This is a genomic window from Actinoplanes sp. NPDC000266 (genome assembly GCF_042899005.1).
GTDB lineage: Bacteria > Actinomycetota > Actinomycetes > Mycobacteriales > Micromonosporaceae > Actinoplanes.
The window spans coordinates 114,700-131,187 of the sequence record NZ_JBIAZI010000008.1; the positions used below are offsets into that span (position 1 = coordinate 114,700).

Annotated in this window: 12 protein-coding genes; all 12 read left to right on the top strand. The window is 70.0% G+C overall.

Annotation, left to right across the window (positions count from 1 at the left end):
- Positions 1-15 precede the first annotated feature (15 nt).
- The 12 genes from ACFY36_RS30900 (at position 16) to ACFY36_RS30955 (ending at position 16,383) form a co-directional block, all read left to right on the top strand.
- Entirely contained in the window at positions 16-1,179 is a 1,164-nt protein-coding gene (locus ACFY36_RS30900) for an acyl-CoA dehydrogenase family protein (protein WP_499749431.1), read from the top strand.
- Positions 1,169-2,383: an acetyl-CoA C-acetyltransferase gene (locus tag ACFY36_RS30905; protein WP_499749432.1), complete on the top strand. Its 1,215-nt coding sequence runs from the start codon at positions 1,169-1,171 to the stop codon at positions 2,381-2,383. Before ACFY36_RS30900 ends, ACFY36_RS30905 begins: the two co-directional genes overlap by 11 nt.
- Positions 2,383-4,416 (top strand): 3-hydroxyacyl-CoA dehydrogenase NAD-binding domain-containing protein, encoded by a 2,034-nt coding sequence (locus ACFY36_RS30910; RefSeq protein ID WP_499749853.1) that lies wholly within the window; start codon positions 2,383-2,385, stop codon positions 4,414-4,416. The genes ACFY36_RS30905 and ACFY36_RS30910 overlap by 1 nt, the downstream gene beginning before the upstream one ends.
- Positions 4,417-4,444: 28 nt before the next feature.
- A complete protein-coding gene (locus tag ACFY36_RS30915; RefSeq protein WP_499749433.1) occupies positions 4,445-5,518 on the top strand; it encodes a CaiB/BaiF CoA transferase family protein in 1,074 nt (357 codons plus the stop codon).
- Positions 5,519-5,608: 90 nt separating this feature from the next.
- Positions 5,609-6,649, top strand: coding sequence for a diguanylate cyclase domain-containing protein (locus ACFY36_RS30920; protein ID WP_499749434.1), 1,041 nt, complete (start codon positions 5,609-5,611; stop codon positions 6,647-6,649).
- Positions 6,650-6,710: 61 nt separating this feature from the next.
- Positions 6,711-8,270 carry a methyl-accepting chemotaxis protein gene (locus ACFY36_RS30925; protein WP_499749435.1) on the top strand — a complete coding sequence of 520 codons (1,560 nt, stop codon included), beginning with the start codon at positions 6,711-6,713 and terminating at the stop codon, positions 8,268-8,270.
- Positions 8,271-8,366: 96 nt separating this feature from the next.
- Positions 8,367-9,485, top strand: coding sequence for an ABC transporter substrate-binding protein (locus ACFY36_RS30930; protein ID WP_499749436.1), 1,119 nt, complete (start codon positions 8,367-8,369; stop codon positions 9,483-9,485).
- Entirely contained in the window at positions 9,478-10,371 is an 894-nt protein-coding gene (locus ACFY36_RS30935) for an ABC transporter permease (protein ID WP_499749437.1), read from the top strand. The genes ACFY36_RS30930 and ACFY36_RS30935 overlap by 8 nt, the downstream gene beginning before the upstream one ends.
- Complete coding sequence (locus ACFY36_RS30940) at positions 10,359-11,165, top strand: ABC transporter permease (RefSeq protein WP_499749438.1); 807 nt, start codon at positions 10,359-10,361, stop codon at positions 11,163-11,165. The genes ACFY36_RS30935 and ACFY36_RS30940 overlap by 13 nt, the downstream gene beginning before the upstream one ends.
- Complete coding sequence (locus ACFY36_RS30945; protein ID WP_499749439.1) at positions 11,162-12,184, top strand: ABC transporter ATP-binding protein; 1,023 nt, start codon at positions 11,162-11,164, stop codon at positions 12,182-12,184. Before ACFY36_RS30940 ends, ACFY36_RS30945 begins: the two co-directional genes overlap by 4 nt.
- Before the next feature lie 55 nt (positions 12,185-12,239).
- On the top strand, positions 12,240-13,031 hold the full coding sequence (locus ACFY36_RS30950; RefSeq protein ID WP_499749440.1) for a M15 family metallopeptidase: 792 nt from the start codon (positions 12,240-12,242) through the stop codon (positions 13,029-13,031).
- A gap of 79 nt (positions 13,032-13,110) precedes the next feature.
- Positions 13,111-16,383 (top strand): NACHT domain-containing protein, encoded by a 3,273-nt coding sequence (locus ACFY36_RS30955; protein ID WP_499749441.1) that lies wholly within the window; start codon positions 13,111-13,113, stop codon positions 16,381-16,383.
- Positions 16,384-16,488: the final 105 nt, after the last annotated feature.

Genomic DNA, 16,488 nt, shown 5'->3' on the forward strand with positions numbered 1-16,488 from the left:
CGGAAGAGTTGACCCATGCCGACCCCAGGACTGGACGGATACACCCCGGCGTGGCTCAAACCCGAGCACGACGACCTCGCCGAGCTGGCCCGCGCCTTCTTCACCAAGGAGGTCGTGCCCCACGCGGCGCGTCTCGAGGCGCAGGGTCATCCCGACCGCGAGCACTACCGCCAGGCGGGTGCTCTCGGCCTGCTCGGCCTGTCGGTCCCGGAGGAGTACGGCGGTGGCGGCGGCGATTTCACCCACGAGGCCGTGCTGATCACCGAGCAGACCTTCAGCGGCGAGGGCAGCCTCGGCCTGGCCGTGCACAGCGGCATCGTCACGGGCTACATCGCGGCCTACGGCACCGAGGAGCAGAAACAGCGCTGGCTGCCCGGCCTGTGCGACGGCTCGCTGGTCGGCGCGATCGCCATGACCGAGCCCGACGGCGGCTCCGACCTCCAGGCCATCCGGACCAGGGCGATAAGGGACAACGACGAGTACGTCGTGACCGGCTCCAAGACCTTCATCACCAACGGCGGCCTGGCCGACCTGCTCATCCTGGCTGTCAAGACCGACACCTCCCAGGGCGCGAGCGGCATCAGCCTGATCGTCTGCGAGCTGGCGGACGGCGCGCCCGGCTTCCGCCGAGGCCGGCTGATCGACAAGATCGGCCTGCACGCGAACGACACCGCCGAGCTGTTCTTCGACGACTACCGGGTGCCCACGGCCAACCTGCTCGGCACCGAGGGCGGCGGCTTCTTCCAGATGATGGCCCAGCTTCCGCAGGAGCGGCTCGTCATCGGGGTCGGCGCCGTGGCCGTCATGCAGCGCGCGGTGGAGCTCGCCACGGCGTACGCCAAGGAACGCCAGGCCTTCGGCAAGCCGCTGATCGGGCATCAGAACACGCGCATGGTGCTGGCCGAGTGCGCGACGCGGACGAGGGTGGCCCGCGTCTTCCTGGACGACTGCATCGAGCGGCATGTCCGGGGCGAGCTCGACGTCGCGACCGCCGCCATGTCGAAATACTGGCTCACCGACGGTCAGTGCGAGGTCGTCGACCGCTGCCTGCAGATCTTCGGCGGCTACGGCTACACGACCGAATACCCGATCGCGCGCATGTACGCCGACGCGCGCGTCCAGAAGATCTACGGTGGCACCAACGAGATCATGAAGGAGCTGATCGCCCGTGTCCTCTGAGGCTTATGTGTACGACGCGGTGCGCACGCCGCGCGGACGAGGCAAGAGCAACGGCGCGTTGCACGGGGTGAAGCCGATCTCGCTGGTCACCGGCCTGATCGACGCCCTGCGCGAGCGCAACCCCGGCCTCGACCCGGCCCGCATCGACGACATCGTGATGGGCATCGTGACGCCCGTCGGGGAGCAGGGCGGCGACCTGCCCCGCGCCGCGGCGCTGCTGGCCGGTCTGCCCGACACGGCCGCCGGCGTACAGCTCAATCGTTTCTGCGCCTCGGGCCTGGAGGCGGTGAACCAGGCCGCGGCCCGCGTGCGCAGCGGCTGGGACCAGCTGATCCTGGCCGGCGGCGTCGAGTCGATGTCGCGCAACCCGATGGGCTCCGACGGCGGCGCCTGGTTCCTCGACCCCGAGACGTCGCTGGCCACCGACTTCGTGCCGCAGGGCGTGAGCGCCGACCTGATCGCCACCATCGAGGGCTTCAGCCGCGACGACGTCGACGGCTACGCGCTGCGCTCGCAGGACAGGGCGGCCAAGGCCATCGCGGGCGGCCACTTCGCCCGCTCGATCGTGCCGGTCCGCGACGGCAACGGCCTCGACGTGCTGGCCACCGACGAGCATCCGCGGCCGGAGACGACCCGCGAGGCCCTGGCCCGGCTCAAGCCGTCGTTCGCGGCGATCGGCGCCGCGGCCGGTTTCGACGCGGTCGCGCTGCGCAAATACCACTGGGTCGAGCGGATCGACCACGTCCACCACGCCGGCAACTCCTCCGGCATCGTGGACGGGGCCGCCCTGGTGCTGATCGGCTCGGAAGAGATCGGGCGTTCGCTCGGCCTCACCCCCCGCGCCCGCATCTCGGCGGCCGCCGTGACGGGCTCCGATCCGACGATCATGCTCACCGGTCCCATCCCCGCGACGCGAAAGGCGCTGCGCACCGCCCAGCTCGACGCGTCCGACGTGGACCTCTTCGAGATCAACGAGGCGTTCGCCTCCGTGGTGCTGAAATACCAGCGCGACCTCGAGCTCGACCCCGACACGGTGAACGTCAACGGCGGCGCCATCGCCCTCGGCCACCCGCTCGGCGCGACCGGGGCGATGCTGCTCGGCACCGCGCTCGACGAGCTCGAGCGGCGCGACCAGCGCCGGGCCGTGGTCACGCTCTGCATCGGCGGCGGCATGGGCGTCGCGACCGTCATCGAGAGGCTGTGATGATCGAATATCAGCGGGACGACTCCGGCGTGGTCACCCTGACCCTCAACGACCCGGACCAGTCCGCGAACACCATGAACCAGCGGTACGTCGACGCGATGAGCGCCGCCCTGGACCGGCTCGAAGCCGAGCGCGACCAGGTCACCGGCGTCATCGTCACCAGCGCGAAGAGCACGTTCTTCGCCGGCGGCGACCTGCCCTCGATGATCCAGGCCCGGCGGGAGGACGCCCCCGCGCTCTTCGAGCTCCTCGGCACGATCAAGCGCGATCTCCGCCGGCTCGAGACCTACGGCCGGCCGGTGGTGGCCGCGGTCAACGGCGCCGCGCTCGGCGGCGGCCTGGAGATCGCCCTCGCCTGCCACCACCGCGTCGCGCTCGACAAGTCCAGCACCCGGCTCGGCTTCCCCGAGGTCACCCTCGGGCTGCTGCCCGGGGCCGGCGGCGTCACCCGCACGGTCCGCATGCTCGGGCTCGCCCCCGCGCTGATGGCCTGGCTGCTCACCGGCCGCCGCTACAAGCCGGCCGACGCCCGCGACAACGGCCTGGTCGACGAGCTGGCCGCCACCCCGGAGGAGCTGATCGAGAAGGCGCGGGCCTGGATCGCCGCCAATCCGGAGGCGAAGCAGCCGTGGGACCGCGACGGCTACCGCATGCCCGGCGGCACCCCGTCCACGCCCAAGCTCGCCGCGCAGCTGCCGGCCTTCTCGGCCACCCTGCGCAAGCAGCTCAAGGGCGCGTCGCTGCCGGCGCCGGAGAAGATCCTGGAGACAGCGGTCGAGGGCGCCCAGGTCGACTTCGAGACCGCCCAGGTCATCGAGACCCGGCACCTGATCACGCTGCTCACCGGACAGATCGCCAAGAACATGATCGCCGCGCTCTTCTTCGACATGCGCGCGATCAACGGCGGCCTGGCCCGGCCCGAGGTCGAGGTGCCACCGGCGGCGAAGGTGGCGGTGCTCGGCGCCGGCATGATGGGCGCCGGCATCGCGTACGCCTGCGCCCGCGCCGGCCTCGAGGTGGTCGTCAAGGACGTGACCGAGGAGACGGCGGCCCGCGCCAAGCAGGACGGCGACCCGGCGGTTCTCGCGCGGATCACCACCACGGCCGACGCCCAGGCCCTGGCCGGCTGCGACGTGGTGATCGAGGCCGTCTTCGAAGACCCGAAACTCAAGCACGCGGTCTTCGCCGAGGTCGAGCCGGTGCTGGCGCCGGGCGCGCTGCTCGCCTCGAACACGTCGACGCTGCCGATCACCGGCCTGGCCGAGGGCGTGTCCCGCCCGGCCGACTTCATCGGCATGCACTTCTTCTCCCCCGTCGGCAAGATGCCGCTGCTGGAGATCGTGGTCGGCGAGAAGACCAGCGACGAGGCGGTGGCCCGGGCGTTCGACCTGGGCCGGCGCATCGCCAAGACGCCGATCGTGGTCAACGACGGCCGGGGCTTCTTCACCAGCCGGGTGATCGGCCGTTTCATCGACGAGGCGATCGGCATGCTGGCCGAGGGCGTCCCCGCGGCCTCGATCGAGCACGCGGCGCTCCAGGCCGGCTATCCGACCGGCCCGCTGGCCCTGGCCGACGAGGTCAGCCTGTCCCTGGTCCAGCGGATCCGCCGCCAGTTCGAGGCGGCCGCGGGCGACTCGTTCGAGCGGCTCCCGTCCCACGCCCTGGTCGACAAGATGGTCGACGAGCACGCCCGCCCCGGCCGGGCCGCCGGCCAGGGCTTCTACACGTACGACAACGGCAAACGCACCGGCCTGTGGCCGGGCCTGGCCGGCCTGGCCACCGACGAGGGCCGCGCCGTGCCGCTGCCCGACCTGCAGGACAGGTTCCTGTTCGCCGAGACCCTGGACGCGCAGAGGTGCCTGGCCGAGGGCGTGCTGCGCACCGAGGAGGACGCCAACATCGGCTCCATCCTCGGCATCGGCTACCCGGCCTGGACAGGCGGCGTCCTGCGCTTCGCCCACCAGCACACCGACTTCCGAGCCCGGGCCACCGAGCTGGCCAAGCGCTACGGCGACAGGTTCCTCCCCGCATGAGCCCCCGCGCGGTCGAGGGAGGGCCGGCGTGAGCGGGCCGCTCGAAGGCATACGGGTGGTCGAGCTGGCCGGGCTGGCGCCGGGGCCGTTCGGGTGCATGGTGCTGGCCGACCTCGGCGCGGACGTGGTGCGCGTCGACCGGCCCGGCGGGCAGTTTCCCCCGCTGGGGCCGCTGGGGCGGGGGCGGCGCACGATCGAGCTCGATCTCAAGACGCCGGACGGGGTGGCCGAGCTGCTGCGGCTGGCCGAGCGGGCCGACGTGTTCGTCGAGGGCTTCCGGCCCGGTGTCGCCGAGCGGCTCGGCTTCGGCCCCGAGACGCTCTCCGAGATCAACGCCGGCCTGATCTACGCCCGGATGACCGGCTGGGGCCAGGACGGCCCCCTGTCCGCCCGGGCCGGCCACGACATCGACTACATCGCGATCGCCGGCGCCCTGGAACCGCTCGGGCGCGCCGGCGAACGTCCCCACGCCCCGATCAACCTGATCGGCGACTTCGCCGGCGGCGGCATGCTGCTGGCCGTAGGCGTCCTGGCCGCCCTGCTGGAACGCTCCCGCTCCGGCCGCGGCCAGGTGGTGGACGCGGCCATGGTCGACGGTTCGGCCCTGCTCATGACCTTCGTGCACGGCATGGCCGCGATCGGCCAGTGGGGCACCGCCCGCGGCGAGAACCTCCTGGACGGCGGCGCCCCGTTCTACGACACGTACGAGACGTCCGACGGCGCTTTCATGGCCGTAGGCGCCCTCGAACCACCCTTCTACCAGGCCCTCCTGGACGGCCTGGGCCTCTCCTCATCCGATCTGCCGCATCAATACGACAAGTCGGGCTGGCCCACGCTGCGGGCCCGTTTCGCGGCGGCGTTCGCCGCCAGGTCCCGCGACGAGTGGACGACCGTCTTCACCGGCTCGGACGCCTGCGTGGCCCCGGTCCTCTCCCCTTTCGAGGCGCCCGACCATCCACACAACGCCGAACGCGACACCTTCATCACCGTCGACGGCGTCAGCCAGCCCGCACCCGCCCCGCGCTTCTCCCGCACGGCCGCCAAACACCCCGAGCCCGAAACACCCACAACCGTCCCCGAGGTCCTGGCCGCCTGGTCCTGAGCCCCCGCCGCGCCGCCCGCCCTCCGCGCGAAGCCTATGAGCTTTCTTTGAAGGCTCAGGGGCGCGCTGCCCCGGCCGATTCAACGGCGGATGAACGCGACCACTGACCACTCCGCCTGGCGGCGGCGGCGGACCGTTGAGGCCAGTGCCTTTCTGGCTCGGGTGGCCGGGGTGCTGGCGACCGCGGTTTTCCTGTCGGGGCTGACCGGGCTGCCGCCTGAAGCGCACGTGCATCCGGCCATGCGGCTCGCTTGTGACACCGGCATTGTGCTCATGGTGCTGGCCAACGTGCTTGCCGCGGTCAACTTCCACCGGCCCGGTGATCGGTGGTACGGGGCGCTCGGCACCCTGCAGACCGTCTGCGACGTGATCGCCATCGGCGGGATCGTTGTCGGTGTCCAGGCGTACAGCATGCAGACCACCTGGCCCCTGCTCGCGCTTCCCGTGCTCGTGGCGGCTCTGCGGCGGCGGCTTCCGGGTGCGCTCATCGCCTGGCTCGGCACCAGTTTCATCCTGATCTTCGCAGCCGCCCGCTACGGCGAGAGGTCCTTCCACCATGGCGACGTGACCATGGCGATCCTGGTCAACCTTCTCATCGCCGCGCTCGGCGGCACCCTCGCCACCGCCTACGGCCGTCAGGTCAAGGAGCTCCAGGCCATCCGGCGGCAGCTCGACCACCAGGCCACCCACGACTCGCTCACCGGGCTGCCCAACCGGCAGCGGCTGACCACCTACGCGGCCGAGCTGGACGGGCAGGCCATGGCCGTTCTGCTGCTCGATCTCAACGGCTTCAAAGCCGTCAACGACACCCTCGGGCACGCGGCCGGGGACGAGCTGCTCTGCGTGGTCGGCGCCCGGCTGACCTCCCACCTGCGGGCCGGTGATCTCGCCGGGCGGCTCGGCGGGGACGAGTTCGTGGTCGTGCTGCCCGGCGCCACGCTCGCCGACGCGGAAAGCCTGGCCGACCGGCTGCGGGACACGATCCGGCAGCCCATCTCCGTGCGGGGCCGCACGGTGACCGTCGGCGTCAGCATCGGCGCCGCCTGGCGCGGCGCGAGCGAGTTGTCCGACTTTTCGGAATTGTCTTCTGCGGCGGACGCTGCGATGTATCGGGAGAAAGCCGCCCGATAGATCTCATGTCCGTTTCGGGGCGGCCGATCGAGCACGGCAACATCGCGAGCTCGGAGGGCATATGCGGAAACTTCAGGACATCGGCATCGCCAAGAGGCTGGGGCTGATCGTCGGAACCGGCGCGGTGCTGATGAGCGCCCTGGCCGGGCTCACCCTGGCCGGCGAGGACAGCCTGGCCGACCAGAGCGATCGGATCACCGGGCTCGAGGCGGGGCTGGCGGCCCTGAACCACCTCGACACGCGGCAGAGCGAGCTCAAGGCCGACGCCTACCGCGCCGCCCTCGGCATCGACACCACCACGGACACCGCCGACGACGTCAAGGCCTCCGAAGAGGCCCAGGCCGCCGTGCTCACGGCCGGGCTTCCGGCCGATCTGCTGGCCACCTTCAGGAAATCACAATCCGACTTCAGCTCGTTCAACGACTACATCGAGTCGTTCGTGAAGGCCGCCGTCGCCGATCCGGCCTCGGTCAGCGCGAGGATCGGCGAGATCGCCGACCGCAACGGCACGACCGACGACGCCCTCGGCGCGCTGGTCGATCAGGTCACCGCCGCCGTCGCCCAGGAACGCGCGGACATGACCAGGACCGAGGAGTCGACGCAGCTGCTGGCCATCCTCGTCGCCGCCGGCGGCCTGGCCCTGCTCATCGGCCTCGCGGTCCCGCTGGTCCGCTCGATCCTCAAGCCGGTCCGCCGGCTCGGCGAGGTGGCCGACGCCCTCGCGCACGGCGACCTCACCAAGCGCAGCGGCATCACCAGCCGCGACGAGCTCGGCGTGATGGCGGCCCACCTCGACGGCGCCCTGGAGAAGTTCCGGGTCTCGCTCGAGACCGTGGCCAAGGACGCCGACAAGCTGGCCGGCGCCTCGGCCGAGCTCTCCGCGATCTCCGGCACCATCGCCGACGCGGCCGGCGACACCAGCGCCCAGTCCTCGTCGGCGGCGGCCGAGGCCGAGGAGATCTCCCGCAACGTGCAGACCGTCTCGGCCGGCTCGGACGAGATGGGCCTGGCCATCCGCGAGATCTCCCGCAACACCAGCGAGTCGGCCCAGATCGCGGCCGTCGCCGTGAGCGAGGCCGCCCGCGCCACCGAGACCGTGCGCCAGCTCGGCGACTCCTCGGCCGAGATCGGCAACGTCATCAAGCTGATCACCTCGATCGCCGAGCAGACCAACCTGCTCGCCCTCAACGCCACCATCGAGGCCGCCCGGGCCGGCGAGGCCGGAAAGGGCTTCGCCGTGGTCGCCTCCGAGGTCAAGGACCTCGCTCAGGAGACGGCCAAGGCCACCGAGGACATCGGCGCCCGCGTCGCCGCCATCCAGCACGACACCACGGGCGCGGTCGAGGTCATCTCCCGGATCTCCGAGGTCATCGCGCAGATCAACGACTTCCAGACGACCATCGCGTCGGCCGTCGAGGAGCAGACCGCCACCACCGGCGAGATGAGCCGCAGCATCGCCGAGGTGGCCAACGGCTCCTCGCGCATCGCGACCAACATCGCCGATGTCTCGGCCGCCAGCGCCGCCTCGGTGCAGGGCGTCGAGCAGACCCGGCAGGCCTCGGGTGAGGTCGCCCGGACCGCCGACGAGCTCCGCCAGCTGGTGAGCACCTTCAAATTTTGATCTTCGGCCGGGCGCTTGATCGTTCCCGCCCGTTCACAAAACCCTCTCATGATCACCCGGCGCGCACCGGCACGGTGCGCCCAGAGAGGGAAAACGGTGCGTACATTCAAGCGCTCGGTCGCCGTCACACTGGCGGCCACCACGATTGCCGCGATCGCGGCCTGCTCCCCGCCTGAGAAGGAGAGCGAGTCGTCGTCGAGCAGCGCGGCGACCGCGGCCAGCGCGGCCGACCTCGGCGGAATGGACGCTTTGGTCGACGCGGCCAAGAAGGAGGGCGCGCTCAACGTCATCGCGCTGCCGCCGGACTGGGCCAACTACGGCGAGATCATCAAGGCGTTCGGCGACAAGTACGGCATCAAGGTGAACTCGGCCCAGCCCGACGCCGCCAGCCAGGACGAGATCAACGCCGCCAACCAGCTCAAGGGCCAGGACAAGGCGCCCGACGTGTTCGACCTCGGCGGCTCGGTCGCCTCGGCCAACACGGCGCTGTTCGCCCCGTACAAGGTCAGCACCTGGGCCGACGTCCCGGACAGCCTGAAGGACGCCAACGGCGCCTGGACCAACGACTACGGCGGCTACATGTCGATCGGCTACGACAGCGCCAAGGTCCCGGCCCCGACCAGCGTGGCCGACCTGCTCAAGCCGGAGTACAAGGGCAAGGTCGCGCTCAACGGCGACCCGACCCAGGCCGGTTCCGCCTTCGGCGGCGTGCAGATGGCCGCCCTGGCCAACGGCGGCTCGGCCGACGACATCGCCCCCGGCGTCGACTTCTTCGGCAAGCTGAAGAAGGCCGGCAACTTCCTGCCGGTCGACCCGACCCCGGCCACCATCGAGTCGGGACAGACCCCGGTCGTGTTCGACTGGGACTACCTGAACGTCGCCCAGGCCGCCAAGGTCAAGACCTGGAAGACCTTCGTCCCGAACGGCGCCGTCCTCGGCTCGTACTACGTGCAGGCCATCAACAAGGACGCCCCGCACCCGGCCGCCGCGCGCCTGTGGCAGGAGTTCCTCTACAGCGACGAGGGCCAGAACCTGTGGCTCAAGGGCGGCGCCCGCCCGGTGCGCGCCGAGGCCATGCAGAAGGCCGGCACGATCGACAAGACCGCGTACGACGCGCTCCCCAAGATCGAGGGCACCCCGGTGATCCCGACCGAGGCCCAGAGCACGAAGGCCAAGGAGACCCTCACCGCGAGCTGGGCCAAGGCCATTGGCTGAGGTCGTCGCGGCCGCTCCGCAGCGCGTGGCCACCCGGCCACGCCTGCGGGGCACCGCCCTGCTGGGCACGCTTCCGTTCTTCGCGTACGTGGCGATCTTCCTGATCATCCCGACCCTGGTCGTGGTGATCGGCGCGTTCGCGAGCAACGACGGCGGGGCCACGCTCGAGAACATCAAGGCGCTGGGCAACGAGTACATCCTGGACGCCTTCGGCCGCAGCATCGCGCTGTCGGCGATCAGCGCCATCGTGGGCGCGGTCCTCGGCGCCGTGCTGGCGTACGCCCTGGCCACCGCCCGCCCCGACGGCATCCTGCGCCGCGTGGTGACCGCCGCCGCCGGCGTACTGGCCCAGTTCGGCGGCGTGACCCTGGCCTTCGCCTTCCTGGCCACCATCGGCCTGTCCGGCTTCGTCACGGTCTTCCTGCAGGATCACGGCATCGACATCTACTCGGGCGGCGTGTGGCTGTTCGAACTGCCGGGTCTGACGCTGGTCTACACGTACTTCCAGATCCCGCTCATGGTGATCGTCTTCCTGCCCGCGCTCGACGGCATCCGCCCCCAGTGGCGCGAGGCGACCGAGAGCCTGGGCGGCACCACCTGGCAGTACTGGACCAAGGTCGCCGGTCCGCTGCTGGGCCCGGCGTTCCTCGGTTCCACGCTCTTGCTCTTCGCCAATGCTTTTTCGGCGTACGCCACCGCGGCCGCCCTGGTCAGCCAGGGCAACCCGATCGTCCCGTTGCAGATCCGCAGCGCCCTGACCAGCGAGGTCATCCTCGGTCAGGCCAACGTCGGCAAGGCGATGGCGCTCGGCATGGTCATCGTGGTGTCGGTCGTGATGGGCCTGTACACCCTGCTGCAGAAGAGGACGGCGAAATGGCTGGGGTGATCGCGAGACGCGCCCGCAAGCAGCGCGCCTTCCGCTGGGCCGTGCTGATCGTGCTCGGCGTCTTCTTCCTGCTCCCGCTGGTCGCCATGGTCGAGTTCTCCACGCGCGACTCCGACACGTGGTCGCTGTTGGTGGACTGGCCTCGCCTCTCGTCGACGTACCCCGACCTGTCCGACGGCATCGTGGCGTCGCTGCTGCAGGCGGCGCTCACCGCGGTGCTCATGCTGCTGCTTCTGGTGCCGACCGCGGTGTGGGTACGGCTCCGGCTCCCCCGCCTGCGCCGGCTGGTCGAGTTCCTGTGCCTGCTGCCGCTGACGATCCCGGCCATCGTGCTGGTCGTCGGGCTGGCGCCGGTCTACGCCTGGGTGAACTACTTCCTCGGCGGCTCCTCAGTGACGCTCGTGTTCGCGTACACCATCCTGGTTTTGCCCTATGCCTATCGCGCGATCGACGCCGGCCTGTCCGCCATCGACGTGAAGACCCTGGCCGAGGCCGCCCGCGGCATGGGCTCGGGATGGGCCGGCGTGATGTGGAAGGTCGTGCTGCCGAACATCCGCTCGGCCGTCCTGTCGGCCGCGTTCCTGACCGTGGCGCTGGTGCTCGGCGAATACACCATCGCGTCGCTGCTGAACCGGACCAACCTGCAGGTCGCGATCGCGTTCCTCGGCAAGAGCAGCGCCACGATGTCGGTGGCCGTGTCGCTGACCGCGCTGCTGCTGGCCTTCGTCCTGCTCCTGCTGCTGTCCCTGTTCGGCGAGCGCCGATCCTCCCGTCGTAAGGAATCCACGTCATGACCGGCGTCGCCGTACATCTGTTGGGTCTGCGCCGGACTTTCGGTTCCGTGCACGCCCTGGACAATCTGGACCTGTCGATCGCGCCGGGCGAGTTCATCGCCCTGCTCGGCCCGTCGGGCTGCGGCAAGACCACCGCCCTGCGCGTGCTGGCCGGCCTCGAGGACGCCGACAGCGGCGAGGTCCTCGTGGGCGGCAAGGACGTCACCGCTCTGCCGGCCAACAAGCGCGACATGGGCATGGTCTTCCAGGCGTACAGCCTTTTCCCGCATCTGTCCGCTCTGGACAATGTGAAGTTCGGGCTGAAGCTGCGCGGCCGCAAGGCCTCCGCCAACCGCGCCGGGGACATGCTCGACCTGGTCGGCCTGACCGGTTTCGAGAATCGCTTCCCGCACCAGATGTCCGGCGGCCAGCAGCAGCGGGTCGCCCTGGCCCGCGCCCTGGCCATCGAGCCGAGCGTGCTCCTGCTCGACGAGCCGCTGTCGGCCCTGGACGCCAAGGTCCGCGTGCAGCTGCGCGACGAGATCCGCCGCATCCAGACCGAGATCGGCACGACCACCCTGTTCGTCACCCACGACCAGGAGGAGGCCCTGGCCGTCGCCGACCGGGTCGGCGTCATGCGCGCCGGCAAGCTGGAGCAGCTCGCCTCCCCGGCCGAGATCTACCAGGCCCCGGCGTCGGCGTTCGTGGCCGAGTTCGTCGGCCTGTCCAACCGCCTGCCCGGCACGATCGTCGACGAGCACATCGAGGTCCTCGGCCACCGCCTCCCGCTGATCGGCCCGTCGTCGTCCTCCACCGGCGCCACGGCGCTCGTACGCCCGGAGTCGGTAACGGTCGAGCCGCACGAGGAGGGCGAGGGCCGGGTCGTGACCACGAGCTTCCTAGGCCCGATCAGCAAGGTCACGGTCGCCGTGGGCGAGGTCCTGGTGGTGGCCCAGATCGCCAGCGACCGCCTGGCCACCCTGCCGGCCGGCGCCCCCGTCCGCGTGACACTGGCCCCCAGCCCGGTCGCGTTGGCCTGACGTTTTTTCGCGTTTCCCTGCGGCTCGCCGGGATCTCTTCGTACGGTCGGAAACCGTGTTGAAGAGATCCCTGGCCGCCCTGTTCGTCTTCTCGTGCCTTGCCGTCTTCCTGGTGAAACCGGCCGCCGCCGCCCCGGCCTGGCACGTGGTCCGCCCCGGCGACACCCTGGCGAGCATCGCCCGCATGTACGGCCATTCGAAGGCCACCCTGGCCCGCTGGAACCAGCTGCCGTTGACCACCACGGTGCAGGTGGACGGCGTGATGCGCCTGAGCAGGCCCACGGTCCTGCTCCCGCCGTGGCGTACCCACATCGAGCAGGTGACCCCCGGCATGGTCAACTGGAACCCGCTGCGCCGCTGCCCGGTCCTGCCGACCGGCCTGCGCAAGGTCTGGGTCTCCTACATCGACTTCACCGGCGCCCACCACGACGGGAGCATCGTGGTCCGCACCGAGGCCGCCCGCCGGGTCCAGAACATCTTCCACACGCTGTACAACTGGCGCTTCCGCATCATGGGCATGGCGCCCATGCGGATCAACGCACCCACACAGCGGAACATGGCCACGGTGACGGCCGGCTACAGCTGCCGCAACGTGGGCGGCACAAAGGTCTTCTCGGAGCACGCGTCAGGCGTGGCGATCGACATCAACCCGTTCCAGAACCCGATGATCAGGGGCACGAGCGTCTCCCCCGCCAACAGCGCCTTCTATCTGAACCGCAACCGCTACCTGATCGGCATGCTGCACGCCGAGGGCGCGGCAAGAGCTTTCCTGTGGAACGGCTACCAGTGGGGCGGCTATTGGCGAAGCCTGAAGGACTACATGCACTTCAGCCTGACCAACCGCTGAGGACGCCGCCGGCGCCAGCCAGACCGCCTCCTCCGAACGGCCACGGCAGCAACCGATCCGGGCGCGTAGGGTCGCGGACGTGCCCCTTGTAGAGACGGCGGCCTCGGCTCTGGGGAAGACTGTTGCCAGCACCCTCGCGGCCGGCTGGCTCGGCCACCGGCGTCAGCAGCGCGACGCTCCCCTCGACCTGTCCGCGCTGATGGAGACGAGCATCCGCGACCGGTTCGTCCGGCGGAAGTTCTCCCTCCAGATCGCCGGCATCGCCAACGACATGGCGGAAAAGCTCGAGACGTCCTTCCAGCATGAGATTGGCTTGCTGCCGGAGAGCGAAGTGGCGGCCGCTCTGAACGTGGTGAACGAGATCCTGGTCCGGCACGCGAGCTCGGACGAGGAGCTCTTCCGGGCCGACGCCGACGCCGACAACCTCGTCGCGGCCGTGATGCCGGATCTGGACCGGTCGCTGCACGACGCCGACATCGTGGACGGAGCGCGGTTCCTGGCCCGGCGGGTCATGGAGTACTGCCTGAGGTGCCACGTCGAGCTGGTCCGCTACAACCCCCAGTTCGGCAACAGGGCCGCCCAGGAGTCACTCGGGCGCCTGACGAGGCTCTCCGAGGACGTCGCGACGCTCCTGGATCGCGTTCCGGCCGAGGCGGACCGGCGCCGCAACGCCGCGACGTTCAAGGATCTGTACTGCGGCCTGGTCTCCACCCACTTCGACCAACTCGAACTCTTCGGCGTCGACGTGCGCAACTACAGCCCGGAGATGACCCTCTCGATCGCGTACCTGGCGCTGCGAGTCTCGGAGACCCGGCATCGGTCCAGCCGGGTGCGGTCCACAGTGGCGCGCGACTTCGGCGCGTCACGCCGTCAGGTCGCGGAGACCGAGGACGACGCCGCCGGATCAAATGTCGAAACCGCCCTGGCCAACGCGAACCGGATCCTGATCCGCGGGGACGCGGGCTCCGGGAAGAGCACTCTGCTGCGATGGATCGCGATAAACGCGGCCCGCGCGTCCTTCAAGGAGGCCCTGTCCGGCTGGAACGGCCGGGTCCCCTTCCTCCTGAAGCTCCGGCATTACGCGGACCGGCTGCTGCCACCGATCGGGCCCTCCCTCGGTGAGGCGCTGGAGATGCTCTCCGGCGAGGTGCCCGACCGGTGGGTCACCGACGTCTTCGCCTCCGGAGAGGCTCTGCTGCTGGTAGACGGCGTCGACGAGCTGGTGTTCGCGCAGCGGGCGATGGTCCGCACCTGGCTGCGGAAGATCATCGCGCGATATCCCTCGATCGTCGTCATCGTCACCTCCCGGCCGGCCGCCGCGTCGGACCGGTGGCTGGCGGCCGACGATTTCACTCCTTTGATGCTCGAGAGGATGACGCCCGCGAGCATCTCCAGGTTCATCCGGAAGTGGCATGAGGCGATCGGCTACGCGACATATCTGCCCTGCGACCGGTCGGCGATACCCCGGTACGAACGGCGGGTACTGAGCCGGCTGGAGTCCAACCCGCATCTGCGGGATCTGGCCACGAACCCGCTCATGTGCGCGATGCTCTGCGCCCTCAATCTCGATCGGGCCGACGACCTGCCCCACGATCGCATCGCGCTGTACAAGGCCGCGCTGGACATGCTGATCGAGCGCCGGGACGCGCGGCGTGACGTGCCGGCCTATCGGCAGGTGGCGCTTGCGGCCCAGTTCACCACCTCGCTGCTGCAGGAGATCTCGTGGCGGCTGACGATCGGAAACCGGTCCGAGCTCGCGAAGAGCCAGGTCCTGGACTCGATCACACGACGTCTCAAGACCATGCCGCGGGTCGAGCACGAACCGGACAAGGTTCTGGCCTATCTGCTCGACCGCAGCGGCGTGCTGAGGGACGTGGCCGAGGATCGCGTCTCGTTCATCCACCGCACGTTCCAGGAATTCCTCACGGCGATGGAGATCGCCGAGGCCGACTACATCGACGCCCTCATCGATCACGCGCATCGGGACATGTGGCGCGAGACCGTGATCATGACCGCCGGCCTGGCCAGCAACGAGTACCGCTCACGCTTGATCGACGGCCTCCTGGACCGGGCCGAGAGCGGCCCGGCCCGGTACACCCGCCGGCTTCGGCTGTTGGCCGCGGCCTGCATCGAGACCGCTCCCGCGCTGCCGGAAAGGCTGATCGCGCGCATCGACGCCAGCCTCGAACTCCTCGTCCCGCCCCGCAATCGGGTCGAGGCGCAATCTCTGGCGCTGGCGGGCCAGCGCGTGATCCGCTTCCTTCCCGACGGCGGCGCGGCGGAAGGAGCGCTCAGCGAGTCCGTCGTGGCCGCGATCATCAGCACATGTGCCTACGTCGGCGGACCGGCGGCCCTCAAGAAGATCGAGAGTCACCGGGCCGACGACCGGCCGAAGGTGATGACGGAGCTGCTCGCCTCGGCCGACTTCTTCGATCCCGAAACCTACGGGCGGGTGGTTCTCGCGGATTCCCCGCTCGAGGACGGCTGGGTAAACGCCGACGCCTGGCGGGCTCCCATGCTGAAATCACTGACCAAGCTGTACGGGGTGAGGACGGAAGAGACCGACCTGGCTCCCGTTCTGGCCGGTCTCACGAACCTGCGCGGGCTCAAGGCCTGGACCGGCGACATCCCGGCCAAGCTGGACAATCTCGGCGTTCTCCGGGAGATGCCGCTGCTGGAAGTCCTGGAGATCGGTCCGGAGATCCAGCTGGATCAGTTGCCCACCGAGCTGCCCGAGCTGCGCAATCTGAACATCATGCTCAAGGTTCAGTCGTTGTCGTGGCTCGAAAGATATCCGGAGCTCGAAGATCTGTCCCTCTATCCGCTCGAGGGGAGCGTGATCCGGGACGCGACCGTCCTGAGCCGTCTGAGAAAGCTGCGCGGACTCGTGGTGTACGGCCGTGCGTTGAGCGACCTCCGATTCCTCCGGAATATGGAGTCACTCAAGCACCTCCGCCTGAGCACCTCCAGCTCAGCCATCTTCCGATACATCGGAGCGGGCGCCCGAAACCTGGAGGCATTGTGGTTGGAGAACCACTCCACCGACGTCATCGATTTCGCTCCGCTCCAGGCCGTGAGCCTGCAGTCCTTGACCATAAGCAATCTCGCGCGCCGGGCCGACGTGTCGTCACTCGCCGGCCATCCGAGCCTGCGTGAGGTCGTCCTGAGGACGTCGGCCGGGCTGGACGGCATCGGCGCGCTCGCCACTATTCCCCACCTCGAACTCGCCGATCTCCACGGGAGCCCGAAGGTCGATCTGACGGGCTTCTCCGGCCGGAGCGGCCTCCGCGTTGTGGTCGGCGAGTCCTGCGAGGTCGTCAACGGGGACGGTGTCACGGTGGAGGTCCTCTGACGCTCCGCCGCCGATGGTGAGTACTGCCACGGCGACCGCGGGTGCGGCGATGAGGGCGAAGCAGACGGGAAGCGGGACGTGGCCGATCAGCAGGCCGATCGAGGC

Bases quoted from the DNA above. Each gene is read 5' to 3' on its own strand.
- ACFY36_RS30900 (WP_499749431.1), top strand. From the start codon at position 16: ATGCCGACCCCAGGACTGGACGGATACACCCCGGCGTGGCTCAAACCC.
- ACFY36_RS30910 (WP_499749853.1), top strand. From the start codon at position 2,383: ATGATCGAATATCAGCGGGACGACTCCGGCGTGGTCACCCTGACCCTC.
- ACFY36_RS30920 (WP_499749434.1), top strand. From the start codon at position 5,609: ATGAACGCGACCACTGACCACTCCGCCTGGCGGCGGCGGCGGACCGTT.
- ACFY36_RS30925 (WP_499749435.1), top strand. From the start codon at position 6,711: ATGCGGAAACTTCAGGACATCGGCATCGCCAAGAGGCTGGGGCTGATC.
- ACFY36_RS30940 (WP_499749438.1), top strand. From the start codon at position 10,359: ATGGCTGGGGTGATCGCGAGACGCGCCCGCAAGCAGCGCGCCTTCCGC.
- ACFY36_RS30945 (WP_499749439.1), top strand. From the start codon at position 11,162: ATGACCGGCGTCGCCGTACATCTGTTGGGTCTGCGCCGGACTTTCGGT.